Consider the following 21,056-nt stretch of genomic DNA (forward strand, 5'->3'; position numbering starts at 1 on the left):
TAATTGCAACACTTCGCTAATGTAATTCGTGCGAAATTGCTTTATTATGTCATCCTTAATTCTCAGAGCGATACCGTCAAAAAAGAGCGGTTCGCCAATATTGCATACTCGCTAAAAACACATACAAACAACAACAGCGAGAGCGTGAATCATGCTCTGTGTGGATCATAGCCGCATGTAAACAACCACCCTGAGTTAGCAAGCTAAGGTGAACGAATAGATGAATAAGTTATGGGGCATGATTGCGCTAGCCCTGTATGGAACCCATGCCCACGCGACAGAGGCATCAACAACACAGCCCGTGATCAACAGCGCCGCTGCGGTTGCTGATACCCAAACTGTGAGTCCAACAGCGATATCACACTGCCTAGACGATGCGCGTCCAGCTCCTTGGTATGCCCCAAATTTACCTTTTGGCGTTATTGAAATTGTTGCTGATGATGTTGAGCTAATAGGCCAAGACAGTGCACAATTTACCGGTGATGTTGATATCAGCAGCAAAAATATGAGCCTCAGTGCGCAGTCAGCATTGATAGATAAGCAACAAGGCTTACTCAATGCCAAAGGCCCCCTCACCTACCAAAATGGCACCGCTATCATTACCAGTCGTGGCCTTAATGCCAGTTTAAATGATTCGAATATCACGCTACTTGGTGCTGACTACAAGCTCACTCAGCAACAAGGTCGCGGTGGTGCAGAGCAATTACGTGTTTCTGAAGAAGGCTTATTTTTGAATAATGCTAGCTTCACAACCTGCCCCGTAGACAATGAAACTTGGTCTATTAGCGCTGATGAGATTATTCTTTCACAGCAAGAGGGATGGGGTGAAACATGGGGCACAACGCTGAAGATTTATGATACTCCTGTGATGTATCTTCCCTATTTTACGTTTCCAATTAACGACCAACGCAAAACAGGGTTTTTGGCTCCCAAATTTTCCAGCTCAAATCGCTTTGGTCTAGAAACTGTAACCCCCTACTATATTAATTTAGCGCCTAATTATGACCTGACATTAACACCGCGTTATATGTCGGAAAAAGGCTTACAGCTAAAATCAGAATTTCGATACCTGACGTCAACCACTCAAGGGATGCTGGGCGTGGAGTATCTTGGTTCAGACGATTCAGATCCACAGCTGGGATCACGTCATTTATACCACTGGCAACAACAGAGCTATTTCAATGATTCGTGGCGTGCCGGTGTGGATATTACCAATGTCAGCGATGATAACTACCTTACTGACCTGAACTCTGACTACGCCACCAAGACCGACACGCACTTGGCACGCTCGGCTATATTGACTCACCTAGGTGAGCGCTGGCGCACCGATATACAAGTACAAGATTACGAGGTTTTAGGGGATCATCTAGAGTCATACACGGCTTTACCAAGAATTCATTTCACTCAAACCACCCCATACAAATTAGGCTGGTTTGATGCTGTAATTAACGGTGAGGTCAGTCACTTTAGAAACAGCACGCGCATTATTGATGAAGCAACACGTGTTCACCTAGAACCCAAAGTAAGCTTTAGCGAAGAGCGCTATGCATGGTCTTTCTTATCTGAATTAAGTGTATTGCACACTTACTACAATCAAGAAGGTGACCTTCAAGGTACTGAGTTTGAGGATACCGTTAGCCGTACCGTACCCAAAGTACGTTTGTACAGCCAACTTAACTTCGAGCGTGATACTAGCCTCTTTGTCGATGACGGTATTCAAACTCTTGAACCGCAAGTGCAGTATTTATATACCCCGAACAAAGACCAAAATAACATCGGTTTATTCGACACCACCAAACTGCAAGATGACTTTTTTGGCCTGTTTCGTGACCGCCGCTTTTCGGGTGTAGATAGAATCGCAGCCGCGAACCAAATAACACTCGGTGCAACCACTCGCGTATTCGATAAGAGTAACCAAGAAGTGTTCCACCTCAGTGCGGGACAAATCTTTTACTTATCAGATTCCGCGAAGCCAACCAGTCAGGATTTCGCCACACAAAACACCTACAATTCGTTATTTGCAAGTGAAGCAATGTGGCATTGGCATCGCCGTTGGTATCTCTCAGGAGGTATACAATACGACATTGATGGCAGCCAAATGATCCAATCTCACCTAACGTTAGATTACAAAGGTGACGATAATCAGCTGGTACAATTGAACCATCGCTATGCAAACGATGTCTCAGGGAATACAATTGAGCAAGTCGGTATGTTTACCAGTGTGCCATTGAATGATAATTGGCAGTTTGTAGCCAGCTACCACCGCGATATCGAATCAGGTCGTAGTATTGAGTTCTACAGTGGCGTACAGTACGAGTCATGTTGTTGGGCCGTGCAAATCACAGGTCGCAGACAAATTGAAACAGACTTGAATCAAAGTATTAACCAAGAGCAAGCGGTCTTCGACTCGGGGATCGGCATCAAATTTGTCCTTAAAGGGCTTGGAGGCAGTCGCAGTTATGATGCACAAGAGATACTCAAAGAAGGCATTTTTGGCTATCGCCGCCCCTATTTCCTTACCAATTAAAGCAATAAGAAATATGAATTTAAAACAGTTTTTAGCTACCAGTTTTTTAGCACTAGGGCTTAGCCACAGTGCCATTGCAAAACCTCAAATGATTGACCAAGTCGTGGGCATTGTTAACGAAGGGGTTATTTTAGAAAGTGAAGTAAAGAGCATTGTTAACCGCGTTAAAGCGCAAGCTCAAGCAAGTGGTCAGGAACTACCGAGTGACAGTGCATTGCGCGTACAAGCCATCGAACGCCTAGTCGACCAGACCTTGCTGCTGCAAATGGCTGAGCGTATGGGTATGAACATTTCAGACGGCCAGCTTGACCAAACATTGGCAAGCATGGCGCAAGAACAAGGTGGCACCATTGCCGATATGCGTCGCTCTGTTGAAGCTTCTGGTGAAGATTTCCAGCAGTTCCGCGAGGATATGCGCAAGGAAATCACCACGCAGCAAGCCATGCGTGCCAATGTCGACCGTCGTATCTACATCAGCCTTCAAGAAATTGAAAACTTGCTGAAAATCATGGAACAACAAGGCGGAAACAGTGAAGAGTATGACATTGGTCATATCTTGATTGATATCCCAAGTGGCGCAACACCTGAAGAAATTACGAGCGCTCAAGACCGCGCAGCCAAAGTTATCGAGTTACTTAATGAAGGCAGCGAGTTTAAACGCATTGCTATTGCATCATCGAGTGGCTCAAAAGCACTTGATGGTGGTCAACTTGGCTGGATGAGCACAAACGAAATGCCTTCACTGTTTGCTGAAGCAGTAAAAGGTAAAAAGAAAGATGACATCGTTGGCCCTTTGCGCAGTGGTGCAGGCTTTCACATTATCAAAGTACAAGACGTTCGTGGCCGCCAAGTAGTTGAGACAGTTGAAGTTCGCTCTCGTCACATTCTTCTTAAACCTTCTATTATTTTGAGTGAAGAAAAAGCGCGTTCGATGCTTGCTGGCTTTGTAAAAGACCTACGTGCTGGTGAAGCTGATTTCGCAGAGCTTGCAAAAGAGCACTCAGAAGACCCAGGTTCAGCACTCAAAGGCGGTGAGTATGATTGGACTGATCCAACAACTTATGTGCCAGCGTTTCGCGATACCCTGATGTCATTAGAAAAAGACCAAATCAGTGAACCGTTTCGCTCACAATTTGGTTGGCATATTGTACAACTGCTTGATAAGCGCGTTGCCGATAAAACTGACTTAGCCAAAAAGAATCGTGCTCAGCAATTGATCTACAGCCGTAAGTTCAAAGAAGAAAGCTTTGCATTCCAGCAAGAATTGCGTGAACAAGCACACATAGAAATTTTTGCTGAGGAATAACAACTATGACATTGCGTATCGCTATCACTCCAGGTGAACCTGCTGGCGTAGGGCCAGATTTATTAATCGAGCTGGCTCAAAGTGGTTGGGATGCGCAATTAGTTGCCATCGCTGATGCAAAGTTACTGCAGCAGCGCGCAGCTAAGTTAGGTTTACCACTAAACTTAGTTACGTTTGACGACAGCCAGCCCGTGCAAGCAACCCCTGCCGGCACCTTGTTTTTACACCAAGTTGATTTAGCGGCAGAGGTCATCCCGGGTGAGCTGGACGAGCAAAATGGCGAGTACGTTCTCGATACCCTTAGAATCGCCTGCGAAAAAAATATGGATGGTACCTTTGATGCAGTGGTTACAGGCCCAGTGCACAAAGGCATCATCAACAAAGCAGGGATTTCATTTAGTGGCCATACTGAGTATTTCGCCCAGCAATCAAATACCCCTGATGTGGTCATGCTTCTGGCAACACAAGGGTTGCGCGTGGCACTGGTCACTACACATATTCCCCTTGCCTACGTTGCTAAGGCGATTACGCCAGAACGACTAGAAAAAGTGATTGGTATTTTGGATCACGACTTACGCACCAAGTTTGCCATTGAACAGCCGAGAATTTTAGTATGTGGTCTTAACCCTCATGCAGGAGAAGGTGGTCACCTTGGGCGCGAAGAAATCGATGTGATTGAACCAACTTTAGCGGCACTCAATGCTAAAGGCATGAATTTAGTGGGTCCGTTGCCTGCCGACACACTTTTCCAAGATAAATACCTCAATGAAGCCGATGCCGTGCTTGCAATGTATCACGATCAAGGTCTACCTGTGTTAAAATATAAGGGTTTTGGAAATTCAGTTAACATCACCCTTGGCCTGCCATTCATTCGAACTTCAGTGGATCATGGTACCGCACTCGATCTTGCGGCGAGCGGCCAAGCAGACGCTGGTAGTTTTAGAGTCGCCTTAAGCGAGGCTATAAAACTGGCAAGCAAAAAAGCGCAGAGACAATGACAGATAAAGTACATTTAGGGCACCGTGCGCGTAAGCGTTTTGGGCAAAACTTCCTCAATGATGAAACCATCATTGATAAAATCGTAACCGCTATCGCCCCGCGCGAGGGCGATAATCTCGTTGAGATTGGTCCAGGTCTCGGTGCTATCACCGAGCCAGTCACTGAGCTTACCGACCACCTCACCGTGGTTGAGCTCGATAAAGACCTTGCCGAGCGCCTGATCCATCATCCGTTTATGGCACCAAAGTTAACGGTGCACCAAGGCGATGCGATGAAATTCGACTTCTCAAGCCTACTCAAAGGCGACAAGAAGTTAAAAATCTTTGGTAACCTGCCATACAATGTTTCAACTCCTTTGCTATTTCATTTGTTTGAATTTGTAGACGACGTGGAACACATGCACTTCATGCTGCAAAAGGAAGTGGTAAATCGTATGGTTGCATCTCCTGGGAGCAAAGCATTTGGCCGCTTGACGGTGATGACGCAATATTATTGCCATGCTATTCCGGTTATTGAAGTTCCTCCTACATGCTTCAAGCCCGCACCAAAAGTTGACTCAGCAGTTGTCCGCTTGGTGCCTAAGAGCCCTGAACAACGTACGGCGAAAAGTACCAAGCTTCTTAATACCGTGTGTTTAGAAGCCTTTAATCAACGCCGCAAAACATTACGCAATAGCTTGGCTAACTTGTTAGATGCTCAACAACTTGAAGCTCTGGGCATCGACCCAAGTATCCGAGCAGAAAGTTTAACGCTAAAACAGTTTATAGATATCGCGAATTGGTTATATGACAACAAGCAGTAGTACAGATTCGGCTATCAAGGTAGCCGTTGAAACCTTTTATGTTGAAGGCCAATCAGAGCCTGAAAAAGATAAGTATGTGTTCGCCTACAACATTACTATCAAAAACCATAGCTTGAGCAGCGCAAAGTTGTTAAGCCGTTATTGGCTCATCACCGATGCAAATGGCAAGGAAGTAGAAGTTGAAGGTGAAGGTGTCGTCGGTGAACAACCAACAATAGGGCCCGGTGAAAGCTACAGTTACACCAGCGGTGCAGTTCTCGATACGCCAGTGGGCACGATGCAAGGCTACTATGTTATGCGCAGCGAATTTGGTAATGAGTTTCAAGCACCTATCAATGTCTTTAGGCTCAGCTGCCCAAATATTCTGCATTAACCCATGGCTCAGTATGCTATCGGCGACCTACAAGGTTGCTATCAAGAATTTGATGCGCTGCTAAGGCGCATCGACTTCAACCCTAGCCGCGATCACTTGTATTGTGTTGGTGACATTGTTGCCAGAGGGCCTGACTCGCTATCTTGCCTGCGTCGCCTCTATGACATGCGCCATGCAGTCACGATTACTTTAGGCAATCATGATCTGCATTTGCTGGCCACTGCGCATCTGGGCAAAAAAGCAAATCCTAAAGATAAACTCGACACTCTTTTTAACGCCCCCGATCTTGCTCAGCTACTTTCTTTTTTGCAACAACAACCGCTCGCTGTTTGGCTAGAGCAAGACAATATGTTGCTCTGTCATGCTGGCCTATCGCCACAATGGAGTCTCCCTCAAGGTCTGAAATTCGCCCAGTTTGCACAACAATGCTATCAGGGCAGTGACGCCAAAGAGTATTTTGCCAATATGTACAACAATAGCCCTACACACTGGCAAGATTCATACAATGACCTAGAAAAGTTTATCTATACTATCAATAGCTTTACACGAATGCGCTTTGTTGATGCGCTTGGCCACTTGGATTTATCTCACAAGGGATCGCCGCAGCAAGGTTCGCCATTAATGCCGTGGTTTGAGCATCCAAATCGCACCAAGGACACGTTTGATATTGCGTTTGGCCACTGGGCTGCGCTTCAAGGAACGACAAACAAAAAAAATGTCCATGCGCTAGACACAGGATGTGTATGGGGCGGAGCTATGACTTGTATGGATATTAAAAATAGGAACAAAGTTGTAGAGAAAAGCCATCAGTAGTAATAAAGAGCTGCTAAAGTTGATAAAAATTGTTACATTTTATCAATAGGTCACTAAACTTCTTCGCGCCTTGGTCGATAAGTTATTGTAATTATAAGTAGTTAGGAACTTCTATGAAGCTTACTGTACGTCAACGTATTTGGGGTGGATTCATTTGTATCACCCTCCTCTTGCTCATCATTGGTGGCAATTCACTCCTGCGAATCGCAAATATTGATAACTCGACACAAAGCGTTACCCAGCTTTCATTGCCAGCATTAGATAAAAGTTCAGAGCTTCAAGTAGAATTTACCTTAATGAGTAAATCTGCCTTAGGCGCATTCTACAGTGACAATAAAGCGGAGCTCGAAGCTCTGAAGAGCGCATATGTAGAGCAGCAAAACAAGTTCAGTAAATCGATGTCTGCACTAAAGGATGTCGTCAGCAATGAACCAGAACTTGCGAAGCAGGCCGATGTAGTGCAAAGCGAATATGAAGAGTTTGAACCACAAGTCGGCCAATTATTCGAAAATAAACAGCGCGCTTTGAGTTTACGCTCAACCCTCAGCGAGCAATTCGACACGATAGATTTGAACGTAGAAGATGCAATTTCAGTAACGCTCGATATCTCAGACCTAGATGGTTTAGAAGATGATGACTCGCGCGCTTATCAGGCCGTATTGCAGCTTGAAAATACCCTTACTTCAATTGCAACCACCAGCAGTGACCTGTTAAACGTAAATTCCTCTCAAACACTTGAGATCATCAAGAACGACCAGCTTTTCTATTTAGGCGAGTTGGAGCGTTCCATGGAACTCATTTCCCCTGCGGTGCAAAGCAAAGATGATGAATTACTGTCTAATTTAAACGATTACGTTGCGAGTATTTCCAAGAATGTGAAAGGCTCACAATCTCTTGCAAATAACCAAGCAAGCTTGCTCAACACCCTAGCGCAAACTAAAGAGAATTTAGCGAAAGCTGAACAAATTAATGCGCAAGCAATCGAGTCATTAACCAAATTAGTTTCACAAGTAAACGAACTTGCTTTCACGCAACAGCAGGCGGTGCGTAATGACGTTGATAAAGCGAACTTATGGACTTGGCTTGGCATGATAGTGGCGACTATTATCGCCGTGATTGTGGCCTTGTTTACCGTAAACCGAATCACCAAGCCATTGAGTGAAGTCAATCAGATATTAAACATTGTTGCATCTGGCGATATGACCCAGCGTCTAGACGACAGCGCTCACGATGAATTTGGTGAGCTTGCGAAAAGTTGTAATACTGTAATCGATAGCCTTCGCTCTCTTATTCAGGGCATTATCTCTCGCTCTACACAGCTAGCCGCTGCTTCGGAGCAAACATCGACGATTACCACTGAGTCTAGCCAAGCTATCCAGTCGCAGCGTGCACAAGTAGAGCAAGCAGCAACAGCAACGACAGAAATGAGCAGCACATCGCAAGCAGTGAATGACAGTGCGCAACTGGCATTGAGTGAGATTAAAAATGCTGACAGCGAAGCGAACCGTGTTAAAGGCATTTCAAACCAGAACAAGGCAACCATTGAACAGCTTGCAGTAGAAGTAGACAATGCCTCTCAAGTAATTAACCAGCTACACCAAGACAGTGCGTCAATTGGTGGCATCCTTGATGTGATCCGAGGCATTGCAGAGCAAACTAACTTACTTGCGCTTAATGCGGCGATTGAGGCAGCACGTGCGGGCGAGCAAGGCCGTGGCTTCGCGGTCGTAGCCGATGAAGTCCGTTCACTTGCAAGTAAGACTCAAGAGTCGACTCAAGAAATCCAAAACATGATTGCATCGCTACAAAATGGTGCTCAGGCAGCGGTAGAAGCGATGTCAAAAGGTCGTCAGCAGGCGGAGTCATGTGTTGAGCAAACAGAGCACGCCAGCGCGGCCCTTGACTCAATTACTGGAGCCGTTGCGGCAGCCCACGACGTGAGTGAGCAAATATCCTCAGCAGCGATGGAGCAGCATCAAGTGTCACAAGAAATCAGTGAGCGCTTAGAGCAAATCGTAGCGATCGCCGAGCAGACGGCGGAAGGTGCGAATCAAACCTCTGAATCAAGTTCTGAGGTGGCGAAGCTAGCCGAAGAATTGCGTTTATCTGTTGATAGATTTAGAGTTTAAAAGTACAACAAAGGCCGCGTTAAGCGGCCTTTTTTATGGCTGTTTCATTATAAAAGGTGACTATGGCCACTTTGGACGATTTTGACTTTCTGCCTAATGTCACTGCGCAACAGAAAAGCACACTGACCCCGTGAACTTAATTGGGTAATGTCATACTCCCCTTGCTCATTCATAGGTATATCAATCACTGCATAATTACACCGTAACTGCGCTTTGCTAAGGGGTGCTTGAGTGGAGATCACCGTACGCTCTCGACTCATAGCCACAAGGCGAGCTTCAGATGGCGCCATTGTATACTGATAGGTAATGTGCGAATGTTGCTCCAAGGTGCTAACCACTTGTGCCATCGCCTCTTTTACTACCGCAGCATCCATATTTACGTCCACTAAAGAGCGATAGGCATCGATGGCCCCCAGCGCATTGGCATACTCGTGGGTATACATAAACCAACTCACGGTATTTTGCAGTAAATCAATTCGAAACTCTGTCGGTAACTTCTTTTGTAACGCAAACGCGCTGAGTAAATGATGCTGGTATTGCTGCCAATCTTGTTTGAAAAAATAGTACTGGCTGTTATACCAATGGCTTAAGGCTTGCTCGGTATTGTTCTTGGTGTATTCACGCAGCTCTGCAAGTTTCTGCTGTGCGCTATCCATGTCTTTGCGTGTTATTGCGTCACTGAACTCGTGTGCTAAGCGCATAAAGCCACGCTTTATGGTGTCATTATCAAAACCATTGAACAGCTTTTCCATAAACACGATGTCATTCTTAGCGCTGGGCACGGGCTTATTGTCGATGTAGGCTGGTTCATACTCTCGGGCTTGCAATAAACGCGCAAGATAATCGCTATCAAACACCACATCTGAGTGCGACAGCACTTCTATCTGTTCGATCTTGCCCTGCGTATTTACAACATAAGACACATTAGCCCAACTTTCTTGTCGTGAACCATCGGTTGTATCGCTTGGCTTTATTGGCCAGCTGCGCGCCAGCTTGGTATCGACTACCTCTAACGCAAAGCTTGGTGTTGTATATATGACCAGCGCAGCTAACACCCTAATGATGCAGTTTTTTATCATGTAACTTAACCTCTATCCTTGTTCCCTGTCCCAACTTATTTGTCCATTAGCCTTTATATTTGCTACTCTCATTGAAGCTTGATCAAAAGGATAACAATATGAAAAACAAGCTTTTGGCTTTTATTATGGCGGCCGCCATCACGCCTTTATCAACGTTGGCCAATACCACAGTGGTGCATAATATAAAGGGGTACACACCAACGCACAATGGTAATGTCAGTAAATTTTCGGCTCTGGCATTTAAAGATGGTCGCGTTGTTAACCTCGGCGCCAATGACATTGTTGCAAGCTATCCAGATGCCACTGTGATTGATGGCCAAGGCAAAGTCATGCTGCCAGGACTAATTGATGCTCATGGCCACATCATTGGCCTTGGTCAAAATCTCATGCGTTTAGATTTACGTGACACCTCATCAGTTGAAGAAATCGGTGAAAAGCTCAAAGCGTTTGCTGCGCAGTCAGAGCAACAATGGATTATTGGTCGGGGCTGGAACCAAGAAAATTGGCCTGTAAAAGAATTTGCTACCGCAAAAGACCTTGATAAATACGTCAGCGATAGACCTGTTGTGCTCTCGCGCATCGATGGTCACGCCATTTGGGTGAATACTAAGGCTATGGAATTAGCTGGGTTTAAAGCACAAGTAATGAGCCCTGAAGGCGGTGAAATCATTTATGACGAACAAGGCCAACCAAGCGGCGTCTTTATTGATAAAGCAGAGCAGCTCATCACTAACTCTATCCCTAAATCTTCACAAAAGGAGCTGTCACTCGCTTTAGACAAAGCAGGTGAGCACTTACTCAGTTTGGGGATCACAGGTGCCCACGATGCAGGCATTGACTTCGATACATGGCACGTTTACAAACAGCGCGCCGAGCAAGGTAGCTTACCTGTGCGCATTTACGCGATGCTGAGTGCCGCAGACCCACAGCTCGAAACTATGCTCAAAGCAGGAAAGGTACTCGACAAGCAAGATATGCTGTCTATTCGCAGCGTGAAAGTATATGCCGACGGTGCATTAGGTTCTCGTGGCGCAGCCCTGCTCGAAGATTACGCAGACAGAAAAGGTCACCGCGGCTTAATGCTAGAGACTCAGGAGCAACTGCAGGAAATATTTAAATTGTGCTTTAAGCATGGCTTTTCTGCACATACTCACGCCATTGGTGATAGAGCTAATCGTGAAGTGCTTGATGCATATGAGAGTGTATTCAAAAGCACAGGCGGTAAACTGCTACGCAACCGCATAGAGCATGCGCAAATCGTAGAACCGTCGGATATTACACGCTTTAAAGAGCTGAAAATCATACCTTCAATGCAACCTGTGCACGCCACATCAGACATGCACATGGCAACGCAACGCCTTGACGAAAAACAACTTGAAGGAGCTTATGCATGGCAAACGTTCTTACAGCAGAGGTCAAAAGTAGCTGCAGGTTCAGATTTCCCTGTTGAACTGGCTAATCCGTTTCATGGTCTGTACAGCGCTATCACTCGACAAGATCATCGAGGACAACCAGAGGCCGGCTGGCGCCCACAAGAGCTACTCACGCGTGAGCAAGCACTGCATGCGTTTACTCTTGATGCAGCCTACAGCGCACACCAAGAATTCAAATTGGGCAGCTTAGAAAAAGGTAAGTGGGCAGACTTCATTCTTATCGATACGGATGTCATGAGTGCACCTGTACAAAAAGTATGGCAAACCCAAGTGCTTCAAACCTGGCTAGCGGGCGAAAAACGTTATGAGCGCGAAGAATCCTCGCGCGAATGACGCAGTTTATGTAGGTGATACATGTTAACCAATGCTAATAACGCATTGGTTAACGCTACAGGCCAAGCCTCTATCGCTGCGCCATACATGGTAAAGGCGATGCAGCCCAGCAAGTTAAACCAGCGCAACTTATACACATCACTCATCGTTAAAGAGACAACCAGTAGAGCTGAGGCTAGGTAGCCTAAATATTCCCATCCCATTTGTTCTCTCCTACTCTTTCAGTTAGCATTGATGTGCTGTACGCCTTAACGGGTTATACTCTGTTGTTAGGGCGCTGTAGCCAAATAATAAAAAAGCCAATTCGCACCACAAGGCAATAAACCGAGACAATAAACACGGGAAAGTTCAATCTTATCCAAAGCCTAGTAGGATTGTGCGAATTGGCATAAAAACACGCTAGAATTTTATGCTAGCGCTTATGTGCTTGTAACTTAAAGGACAATTGTCCCAGCAGGGTTTGACAATGTTTCAGTATCATTTTTCCACCGACTTGGTTGAGCAACTTCTCCAGTTCGCTGGTAGCGATTACCAACAACAAAGAAAAGAAGTGCTTTTGCACCAAGATCAGCCACTACAAAAACTTGTGCTCGTACGCAGTGGAACAGTGTCTTTCAGTTACGATGTTGGTAATGGCCGCAGACTATTGCTTGGCCAACTCGATTGTAATAACACCCTAATAGGCGAAATTGAGGCACTGAACAACCAGCCTTGTATTTATACAGTGACCTGTTTCAGCGATGTAAGTTACAACCTCATTGAACTTAAACATTGGCGTCAGGTGCTGCTGGAGAACCCTCAATTGAGCTTGTACACAGCGCAAACAATTGCGGCCAAGTTCCAAGAAAATCAAAAGGTCAATTTGGATAAACTGCTACTACCGCTTAGTTACAACATCGCCAAAGACTGTTTAATGCGCGCCCAAAATACGAATCCTACTCTACTTCGCGCTTACCCGACTGTCAGTGCTGAGGCTGAGCGCTTTGCTACCACTGAGCGCGCCTATCGCAGAGTCGTCACAGAATTAGTCGATAAAGGGTTTATCGTGCGCTCCAAAGATGGTTTGCAAACCGTTAATGAAGATGCATTGAGCGAGTTTGTTGAAAGTTTCACATAAAAAAAGCAGCTTACGCTGCTTTTTTTGCTTTTAAGACCGGTTATACCAACAAGTCTTTAATGTTTGCTAAGTCTGATTTGCCTTCATGCAACTCTTGCGGTGTTAAACCCGACAGTTCATGCGGGAATACCAACCACTCATCCGAATTGTGAATATAATAGTCAGGTTCCATAGGCACCTTCTTATTGGCGGGCTTGTAATAAGGGCACGCCACACGGATATCTTTTGGCAGATTCAAACGCATTAGCTCACCTAGTTTTTCTTTGAGCGCATAAATACTGCGACCTGAATCAAAAACATCATCCACAATCAATAATGAATCGCCAGCATTGGCGTTTTCAACGATGTAATGCAAACCATGTACTTTGATTTCTTTTGATTGCTTACCGATGCCGTAATAAGACGATGTACGCACTGCAATATGGTCTGTATCAATGCCTTTGAAGTCATAATACTCTTGCACCGCGATACCTATCGGTGCTCCACCACGCCAAATACCGATAATAAAGTCTGGACGAAAACCATCGTCGTATACTTGCGCTGCTAAACGAAATGAGTCTTCAAGTAGCTGTTGCGCGGTAATAAAACGCTTATCTGACATAGGATTACCCCTAATATTAAACTTGGCTGATGGGCCTGTATGATCAATGCCGCCATCAACAGGGTCGAAAGGCGGCAGATCTTACCTTATTTATGAACTAAATACTCTACTGCTTTACACTTAGCTCTGAGTTTCTTGCTCAGGTTGCGGCAGAATTAGATTAAGCAAAATACCAAAAATAGCACAAAGACTGACGCCTTGAAGCGCAAACTCATTGCCACCGATTTGCATGCCACCGATACCCAACACCAAAATCAATGCGATGATTACAAGGTTTCTAGGCTCACTGACATCAAGGTGCGCTTTAAGCAAGGTTTTTAATCCCACAACAGCGATAGAACCAAACAACAATATCATGATACCACCCATAACAGGCACAGGGATTGTCTGCAGCACGGCGCCCATTTTACCCACAAATGCCAGTACAATTGCGATAATCGCTGTCCACATCATCACTTTTGGATTAAAGTTTTTGGTGAGCATCACGGCTCCCGTTACCTCTGAATAAGTAGTATTAGGAGGCCCGCCCACACTCGCTGCCAATGTGGTTGCCACACCATCACCCATCAAGGTGCGATGTAAGCCAGGTTTTTTCAAGAAGTCTTTACCTGTTACTTGGCTAATAGCCATCATGTCGCCGATATGTTCAATCGCAGGAGCAACCGCTACGGGGATCATAAATGCCACAGCCTGCCATTTGAACTCTGGACTGATAAATGATGGCGCAGCGACCCAAGATGCTTGCTGCACGGCACCAAACTCAACGACACCCAGCACAAGAGCCGTCACATAACCGACAAATACGCCTGCTAGAATAGGTACTAAGCGCCACACTCCTTTACCGAACACTGCCGTTAATAAAGTTGCACCTAAGGCCAGCATTGAGATCCACAGAGCTTTGTCATAAGCAACTAATTGCGCGCTACCATCACCACTTTTACCCATCGCCATGTTCACTGCAACAGGTGCTAACGCCAAACCTATTACCATGATCACAGGGCCTACAACTACAGGTGGCAGTACACGATGTAACATGTCTGTGCCTTTTAGGCGCACCAGAATGCTCAGAAGCATATATGCGCCACCTGCAGCCATTAACGCCCCCATTGTGGCATTAACACCATAGAGCTGGTTACAGGCGATAATAGGAGCGATAAAGGCAAACGAAGATGCTAAAAAGACGGGTACTTGGCCGCGAGTAATTAATTGGAATGCTAACGTCCCAGCGCCCGCCGTAAATAAAGCTACATTCGCATCTAAACCAGTCAGCAATGGCACAAGAACGAGTGCGCCAAACGCTACAAACAGCATTTGCGCACCGGTTAAAATGGTTTTAGGAGAAAAAGTAGCGCTCATTATACGGTACCAAATATTTTATCGCCCGCATCGCCTAGTCCTGGCACTATGTATCCTTTTTCATTGAGGTGGCTGTCTAAAGAGGCTGTGTAAATATCAATATCTGGATGTGCAGCAAGTGTTTTCTCAACACCTTCAGGAGCGGCTACCAGCACAATCACTTTAATTTTCTTACAGCCTGCTTTTTTAAGCATATCCAAGGTTGCGATCATTGAACCGCCAGTCGCTAGCATAGGGTCAATAACCAGACCTAAACGCTCGTCGATATTGCCTACTAATTTTTCAAAATAAGGCACTGGCTCAAGAGTTTCTTCATTACGCTCTAAGCCAACAACGCTCACTTTAGCTCCAGGAATAAGGTGCATAACACCATCAAGCATTCCTAAGCCTGCACGTAAAATAGGCACTACCGTAATTTTCTTCCCTTTGATACTTTTTACCGTCAGCTCATCTCCTTGCCAGCCAGTGATTGTAGTGTCTGCGAGTTCAAGGTTTTTAGTTGCTTCATAAGTAAGTAAAGTGCCTACCTCGGAAGCTAGTTCACGAAAACTTTTCGTGCTAATACCGTGCTCACGCATCAAACCTAGTTTGTGTTGTACTAAAGGGTGATCAATTACATGAATTGCCATAGAAAGACCTAGTTAAAAAATTTGCGCTATTTTAACTAGTATAGGGCGGGAACTGAATTACAAATAACAAAAAACCACGGTAAATAACCGTGGTTTTTCATCAAAATCGGTGATTAAAGGCCTGCGCGGTCTTTAATAACAGCAATCAAAGGTGAGCCGCCAAAGCCGTTGCTGTTAGCCCACTCTAAGTCAGCACCATCTTCAAGGGCGCTTTTTGGTAAGCTTTTAATGATGTATTCACCAGTATCAACAGCGTTACTCGCTAGTGCATGACGCACTAGGTTGTTACCGTCACATTGGATTCTATCAGCGATATCACGTAATTTAACGCGTGCATCTTTTACTGTCTTACGTAGACGGGTTTTGTTGTCTGCGGCAATATATTCACAGATACTTACTATAAGACGGTCATCAGCGCTCGCTGGAGCTGAGTAAAATAAGCCGCCAGCTAACACTGCGCCAACGGTTGCCATGGTTAATACTTTCATTTGTTGCACCCTTTAATACTTTTTCATTACAAAGTAGATAAATAGTTTACCAATAAGAGCACCAATTAGCAATTAGGTCACACTATTTTACGAAGCGTAACGAATTCGTAATCATGAGGATTTTTTTCATCCTTTTCATGACTCTCCCGACTTATACACTCCCATGGCCCCATGGATTCATAATCGGGAAACCGAGTATCGCCACCGACATCCAGGTCAATAAATGTTAAGTATAAAGTATTAGAAATTGGCAAGCACTGCTCGTAAATATTGCCGCCGCCAATGATCATCACTTCCTCTTCAGCACTCACCAAGTCAAGCGCTTGTTGCACAGAGGAAACGGTATGCGCACCTTCAAACGTATAGTCAATATTTCGGCTAATCACAATGTTTTTACGTCCAGGTAATGCTCTGCCAATAGACTCAAGGGTTTTACGTCCCATAATAACTGGCTTGCCTAATGTTACTTCTTTAAAGTGTTTTAAGTCGGCAGGAAGATGCCAAGGCATGTCGTTGTCTTTACCAATAACACGGTCATGCGCCATCGCGGCAATCATTGAAATTTTCACTACAGAGTTCCTTTTATTAGCTAATTTGAGGCGGGCGCAACCAGTACCTAAAAAAAGCCATTATTTATAAGATTATTAAGGCAAATTTAACACAGATATCTATATATGTGGGAATCGCTTAACGACATTTGTGTAATCGAGTTTGAGGCATTAAAAAAGGGCGCTAGCGCCCTTTTTGTCTACGATTTATCGCTCGTAGATGATTTCGACATCGTAATCGTCATCATCCCAATCGTCCCAGTCATCATCACTGTCAGTGTCTTTTGTGGCATTACGATGATACGTATCCCACTTAAATTCAACTTCTTCTTTTTCTTGATGCTGTTCAAACTTGTCTTTTGGCATCGACTCCAGCAGTTGCATGATGTCCTGACAAAGCTCTTGGGTATTGAGCTTACTTGCCGCACTGATCTTGTAGATATCCTGCTCGACACCCAACTCTTGTGCGATACGCGCGCAAATCTCTTCTACTTCATCTTGTGGAAGAAGATCAATTTTATTGAACACTAACCAACGCGGTTTATCAGCAAGCTTCGGACTGTATTGATGCAGTTCGTTAATAATCGCAAAAGCGTTATCAACCGGATCTGAACCATCAACTGGCAATACGTCAATAATGTGCAGCAATACACGACAGCGCTCTAAGTGCTTCAAGAAGCGAATACCTAGACCGGCACCATCAGAAGCGCCTTCAATCAATCCTGGAATGTCAGCAATAACAAATGACTGACCTGACGCTGGGCGCACTACACCTAGGTTTGGCACCAAGGTAGTAAATGGATAGTCAGCTACTTTAGGCTTTGCCGCAGATACGCTGCGAATAAAGGTCGACTTACCTGCATTTGGCAAACCCAGTAAGCCCACATCAGCAAGCAACATGAGCTCTAGTTTTAAATTACGGACTTCACCCGGTGTACCCAATGTCTTTTGACGTGGTGCGCGGTTAGTACTTGATTTAAAACGGGTGTTCCCTAAGCCGTGGAAACCACCTTTTGCAACAATAAGTTTCTGCCCATGCTTAGTTAAATCACCTAAGCTCTCTTGGGTGTCAACATCTGTTACGCGGGTACCCACAGGCACTTTGAGAACTAAGTCCGTACCTTTTTTACCTGTACAGTTGCGGCTTTGACCATTGGTTCCTCGCTCTGCGCGATGGAAACGTTCAAATTGATAGTCAATTAGGGTATTAAGGTTTTCGTCTGCCTCAAGGTAGACACTGCCGCCGTCACCGCCGTCGCCGCCATCCGGGCCGCCGTCGGGTACGTATTTTTCGCGTCGGAAAGAGACAACACCACTGCCACCGTCACCGGCTTCTGCGCGGATTTCGACTTCATCAACAAATTTCATGATTATTCACTTAGCGGATCTGCGATTGAATGTTTCTATTATATCAATTGCTTTGCATTAATGCTCAGGAACTATGTACTTCGTGTACATTATGCAATTGAAAACAAAAAACCCCGCATGTGCGGGGTTTTTCAGTAAGTCTGTTAACTGATTACTCAGCTACGATGCTCACGTATTTACGGTTTAAAGGACCTTTCTGTTCAAACTGAACTTTACCATTTGCAGTAGCAAATAGAGTGTGGTCTTTACCCATACCTACGTTTGAGCCAGCGTGGAACTTAGTACCACGTTGACGTACAATGATGTTACCCGCTAGAACAGATTCACCGCCAAAACGCTTAACACCTAGGCGTTTGCTTTCTGAATCACGACCGTTACGAGTACTACCAGCTGCCTTCTTATGTGCCATCTTTCTGTACCTCTAAATTAAGCGCTAATGCCAGTGATTTTAACTTCAGTGAACCACTGACGGTGGCCCATCTGCTTACGAGAATGCTTACGACGTCTGAATTTAACAATCTTCACTTTCTCGCCACGACCGTGAGAAACAACCTCAGCTGTAACTTTACCACCGTTTACGAACGGCGTACCGATCTCGATTTTCTCACCATTAGCAACTAAAAGTACTGTGTCAAATTCAACTGCTGCACCAGTTTCAACGTCTAGTTTCTCTAGACGAATCGTTTGACCTTCAGTCACACGGTGCTGTTTACCACCACTTTGGAAAACCGCGTACATAATTAACTCCGTCTGTGCGCCCTCAAATCGACGCAACTAAATATTCTTCAATAGGGCGCGAAGTCTACGCTAAAACACCCGTCTTGACAAGCGTATTTTTCAATTATTTATTTGAAAAACTGGCGCCGATGAGGACATAAAAAAATTTTCCTTATTTTATCTTTTTTTACTCGCTTGCCAAGCGCATTACGTACTTTTTAGGCAATTAATTTGGCCTTAACGCTTTTTTTTCATCCAAACCATTAAAAACACAGCTTTGTAAGGATTAGAGTCGAGCAAAACATAAAAATCATGTACAATTCTCGGCGCATTCCCCCGAACAATCGACGTGGCACGGAGTTACATGGATATAAAAGCTATCCAGACGCTTATCGCTGATGATATGAACAGCGTCAACAAGTTAATATACGCACAAATGCAATCAGACGTTGCACTAGTCAACCAGCTTGGCCTCTATATAGTCAATAGCGGTGGTAAACGCGTGCGTCCGATGTTAGCTCTGTTAGCAGCCAGGGCGCTTGGCTACCAAGGTGACAAACATATTACCTTGGCGACGATTGTTGAGTTTATTCACACCGCAACCTTACTACATGACGATGTTGTCGATGAATCAGCCCTGCGCAGAGGTGAACCCACTGCTAACGCCGAGTTTGGTAATGCGGCCAGTGTACTTGTTGGCGATTTCATCTATACCCGCTCATTCCAGTTGATGGTTGGCCTTGGGCAAATGCGCATTATGGATATCCTTGCGGATGCCACGAATGTTATTGCTGAAGGTGAAGTATTACAGTTAATGAACTGTAATGACCCGGATACCACTGAGCGAAGCTATATGCAGGTAATTTATTCGAAAACAGCTAAGCTGTTTGAGGCTGCTACGCAATTGGCAGCGGTGATCACTGAGCAAGACGATACAGTTGAAGAAGCCATGCGCTTGTATGGCATGCATTTAGGCACGGCTTTTCAGCTCGTGGATGATGTACTCGATTACAGCGCCGATGCGCAAACGCTAGGGAAAAACATCGGTGATGATCTCGCCGAAGGTAAACCCACTCTGCCGCTGATTTATGCTATGCAAAAAGCGCAGCCAGAACAAGCAATGCAAATTCGCACAGCCATTGAAAAAGGTAATGGTCTAGAGTATATCGATGACATTCTAGCTACGCTAAAAGATACACAAGCACTTGAGTTTACTATGGACAGAGCACAGCAAGAGGCGGACAAAGCCATTGCGGCACTGTCATTTTTAGCCCCAAGCGATGAAAAAGAAGCGTTAATCGCCCTTGCGAATATCGCAGTTAAACGCGACCACTAATAAAAACACGTTCAAGCGTTAAAAATAGAAAAGGCCAGCAGATGCTGGCCTTTTTTAATTCGTTGAAAAGCAGCTTACGCCATTGCGTTTTGCAGCTTTTTCATTGCGCTTTTCTCTAGCTGGCGTACACGCTCTGCTGATACATCGTATTTTTGTGCTAGCTCTTGTAAGGTCGCTTTTTCATCCGCCAACCAACGCGAGGTAACGATGTCCTGCGAGCGTTCATCCAAGGTTTTTAATGCCGAGAATAAACGAGCGTGAGACTGTTCTTGCCACTGCTCTTGCTCAACCGACTCAGCTAAATCTGAGCTGTTATCTGTAAGATACTGAACGGGTGAGTAAGTTTGACCCACGCTGCTATCATCTTCATCGTTAGTCAAGTCAAAGCCCATATCCTGGCCGCTCATGCGCGATTCCATCTCACGAACTTCTTTTTCACTCACACCTAGCTCATTAGCTACTGTGGTTACTTCCTCTTGGTTAAACCAACCAAGACGCTTTTTATTCTTGCGCAGATTGAAGAATAATTTGCGCTGCGCTTTAGTCGTCGCCACTTTAACAATACGCCAGTTTTTCAGAACGTATTCGTGGATTTCAGCTTTAATCCAATGCACAGCAAACGACACTAGACGTACACCGACACTTGGGTCGAAACGCTTTACCGCTTTCATCAAACCAATGTTACCTTCTTGGATTAAGTCAGCTTGCGGCAGACCATATCCACTGTAACTTTTAGCGATGTGTGCAACAAAACGTAAGTGCGACATGATTAACTGCTTAGCAGCATCTAAGTCACCTTCTTGTTGAAGCCTAGTAGCTAATTGGCGCTCTTCCTCGGCCTCGAGCATGGGAATGGTGCTAACCGCTTGCAAGTACCCTTCGATGCTCGCGCTTTGTTGGCCAACCGGCAATGCTAGTGCATTAAAATTTGTGCTCATTATTTACCTCGGATGATTTACTCTTCATCAAATTTAGCACTCTTTAAGTGAGAGTGCTAAAGCATTGTAACCTTTGACTGCACGCATATCAAGAAGTTCTACGCACTGCAAAATAAAGAAATAACTCACTGAAAATAAACAAATAAAAACCCAAATTCGTGTTA

At 45.0% G+C, this 21,056-nt stretch carries 21 protein-coding genes; 10 read left to right on the forward strand and 11 right to left on the reverse strand.

Going from position 1 to position 21,056, the window contains the following annotated elements; all coding sequences use genetic code 11:
* The first annotated feature begins 220 nt into the window (after positions 1 to 220).
* The 7 genes from lptD (at position 221) to AAEU32_RS09440 (ending at position 8,949) form a co-directional block, all read left to right on the forward strand.
* Positions 221 to 2,527 (forward strand): LPS assembly protein LptD, encoded by a 2,307-nt coding sequence (gene lptD, locus AAEU32_RS09410; protein WP_421970274.1) that lies wholly within the window; start codon positions 221 to 223, stop codon positions 2,525 to 2,527.
* Positions 2,528 to 2,540: 13 nt separating this feature from the next.
* The gene (surA, locus tag AAEU32_RS09415) at positions 2,541 to 3,833 is read left to right on the forward strand and encodes a peptidylprolyl isomerase SurA (protein WP_421970275.1); all 1,293 of its coding nucleotides are present in this window, start codon (positions 2,541 to 2,543) and stop codon (positions 3,831 to 3,833) included.
* A 5-nt stretch (positions 3,834 to 3,838) separates the two neighbouring features.
* On the forward strand, positions 3,839 to 4,831 hold the full coding sequence (gene pdxA, locus AAEU32_RS09420) for a 4-hydroxythreonine-4-phosphate dehydrogenase PdxA (protein WP_421970276.1): 993 nt from the start codon (positions 3,839 to 3,841) through the stop codon (positions 4,829 to 4,831).
* Entirely contained in the window at positions 4,828 to 5,634 is an 807-nt protein-coding gene (rsmA, locus tag AAEU32_RS09425) for a 16S rRNA (adenine(1518)-N(6)/adenine(1519)-N(6))-dimethyltransferase RsmA (protein WP_421970277.1), read from the forward strand. Before pdxA ends, rsmA begins: the two co-directional genes overlap by 4 nt.
* Entirely contained in the window at positions 5,618 to 6,007 is a 390-nt protein-coding gene (gene apaG / locus AAEU32_RS09430; RefSeq protein WP_421970278.1) for a Co2+/Mg2+ efflux facilitator ApaG/CorD, read from the forward strand. The genes rsmA and apaG overlap by 17 nt, the downstream gene beginning before the upstream one ends.
* Before the next feature lie 3 nt (positions 6,008 to 6,010).
* Positions 6,011 to 6,820 carry a symmetrical bis(5'-nucleosyl)-tetraphosphatase gene (locus AAEU32_RS09435; protein WP_421970279.1) on the forward strand — a complete coding sequence of 270 codons (810 nt, stop codon included), beginning with the start codon at positions 6,011 to 6,013 and terminating at the stop codon, positions 6,818 to 6,820.
* Between the two features lie 113 nt (positions 6,821 to 6,933).
* Positions 6,934 to 8,949: a methyl-accepting chemotaxis protein gene (locus tag AAEU32_RS09440; protein WP_421970280.1), complete on the forward strand. Its 2,016-nt coding sequence runs from the start codon at positions 6,934 to 6,936 to the stop codon at positions 8,947 to 8,949.
* A gap of 47 nt (positions 8,950 to 8,996) precedes the next feature.
* Here AAEU32_RS09440 and AAEU32_RS09445 read toward each other — a convergent pair whose 3' ends face one another.
* Entirely contained in the window at positions 8,997 to 10,028 is a 1,032-nt protein-coding gene (locus tag AAEU32_RS09445) for an energy transducer TonB (RefSeq protein WP_421970281.1), read from the reverse strand.
* A gap of 98 nt (positions 10,029 to 10,126) precedes the next feature.
* On the opposite strand from AAEU32_RS09445, the gene AAEU32_RS09450 reads away from it, so the two are divergent.
* On the forward strand, positions 10,127 to 11,794 hold the full coding sequence (locus AAEU32_RS09450; RefSeq protein WP_421970282.1) for an amidohydrolase: 1,668 nt from the start codon (positions 10,127 to 10,129) through the stop codon (positions 11,792 to 11,794).
* Here the strand turns inward: AAEU32_RS09450 and AAEU32_RS09455 are convergent.
* Positions 11,764 to 11,997, reverse strand: coding sequence for a uroporphyrinogen decarboxylase (locus AAEU32_RS09455; protein WP_421970283.1), 234 nt, complete (start codon positions 11,995 to 11,997; stop codon positions 11,764 to 11,766). The two genes, AAEU32_RS09450 and AAEU32_RS09455, sit on opposite strands and share 31 nt — an antisense overlap.
* Positions 11,998 to 12,260: 263 nt before the next feature.
* Here AAEU32_RS09455 and AAEU32_RS09460 point away from each other — a divergent pair, with 263 nt between their 5' ends.
* Complete coding sequence (locus AAEU32_RS09460; protein WP_421970284.1) at positions 12,261 to 12,911, forward strand: Crp/Fnr family transcriptional regulator; 651 nt, start codon at positions 12,261 to 12,263, stop codon at positions 12,909 to 12,911.
* Between the two features lie 40 nt (positions 12,912 to 12,951).
* Here the strand turns inward: AAEU32_RS09460 and AAEU32_RS09465 are convergent, their stop codons facing one another.
* From AAEU32_RS09465 to rplU, 8 genes are all read right to left on the reverse strand, one after another.
* The gene (locus tag AAEU32_RS09465) at positions 12,952 to 13,512 is read right to left on the reverse strand and encodes a phosphoribosyltransferase (RefSeq protein WP_421970285.1); all 561 of its coding nucleotides are present in this window, start codon (positions 13,510 to 13,512) and stop codon (positions 12,952 to 12,954) included.
* Between the two features lie 120 nt (positions 13,513 to 13,632).
* A complete protein-coding gene (locus AAEU32_RS09470) occupies positions 13,633 to 14,868 on the reverse strand; it encodes a uracil-xanthine permease family protein (RefSeq protein WP_421970286.1) in 1,236 nt (411 codons plus the stop codon).
* Positions 14,868 to 15,497, reverse strand: coding sequence for a uracil phosphoribosyltransferase (gene upp, locus AAEU32_RS09475; RefSeq protein WP_421970287.1), 630 nt, complete (start codon positions 15,495 to 15,497; stop codon positions 14,868 to 14,870). The genes AAEU32_RS09470 and upp overlap by 1 nt, the downstream gene beginning before the upstream one ends.
* Positions 15,498 to 15,610: 113 nt before the next feature.
* On the reverse strand, positions 15,611 to 15,985 hold the full coding sequence (locus AAEU32_RS09480; protein WP_421970288.1) for a DUF3718 domain-containing protein: 375 nt from the start codon (positions 15,983 to 15,985) through the stop codon (positions 15,611 to 15,613).
* Between the two features lie 77 nt (positions 15,986 to 16,062).
* Positions 16,063 to 16,542 (reverse strand): type 3 dihydrofolate reductase, encoded by a 480-nt coding sequence (folA, locus tag AAEU32_RS09485; protein WP_421970355.1) that lies wholly within the window; start codon positions 16,540 to 16,542, stop codon positions 16,063 to 16,065.
* 198 nt (positions 16,543 to 16,740) lie between these two features.
* Positions 16,741 to 17,901, reverse strand: coding sequence for an Obg family GTPase CgtA (cgtA, locus tag AAEU32_RS09490; RefSeq protein ID WP_421970289.1), 1,161 nt, complete (start codon positions 17,899 to 17,901; stop codon positions 16,741 to 16,743).
* A 151-nt stretch (positions 17,902 to 18,052) separates the two neighbouring features.
* Entirely contained in the window at positions 18,053 to 18,310 is a 258-nt protein-coding gene (gene rpmA / locus AAEU32_RS09495; protein WP_105188290.1) for a 50S ribosomal protein L27, read from the reverse strand.
* Between the two features lie 17 nt (positions 18,311 to 18,327).
* Positions 18,328 to 18,639, reverse strand: a complete 312-nt coding sequence (gene rplU, locus AAEU32_RS09500) for a 50S ribosomal protein L21 (RefSeq protein ID WP_105199571.1) — start codon at positions 18,637 to 18,639, stop codon at positions 18,328 to 18,330.
* 343 nt (positions 18,640 to 18,982) lie between these two features.
* Here rplU and ispB point away from each other — a divergent pair, with 343 nt between their 5' ends.
* The gene (ispB, locus tag AAEU32_RS09505) at positions 18,983 to 19,954 is read left to right on the forward strand and encodes an octaprenyl diphosphate synthase (protein ID WP_421970290.1); all 972 of its coding nucleotides are present in this window, start codon (positions 18,983 to 18,985) and stop codon (positions 19,952 to 19,954) included.
* A gap of 74 nt (positions 19,955 to 20,028) precedes the next feature.
* Here ispB and rpoH read toward each other — a convergent pair whose 3' ends face one another.
* Positions 20,029 to 20,892, reverse strand: a complete 864-nt coding sequence (rpoH, locus tag AAEU32_RS09510) for an RNA polymerase sigma factor RpoH (protein ID WP_421970291.1) — start codon at positions 20,890 to 20,892, stop codon at positions 20,029 to 20,031.
* Between the last annotated feature and the right edge of the window lie 164 nt (positions 20,893 to 21,056).

Source organism: Pseudoalteromonas maris, assembly GCF_049257235.1.
In the GTDB taxonomy this organism is placed as follows: domain Bacteria; phylum Pseudomonadota; class Gammaproteobacteria; order Enterobacterales; family Alteromonadaceae; genus Pseudoalteromonas.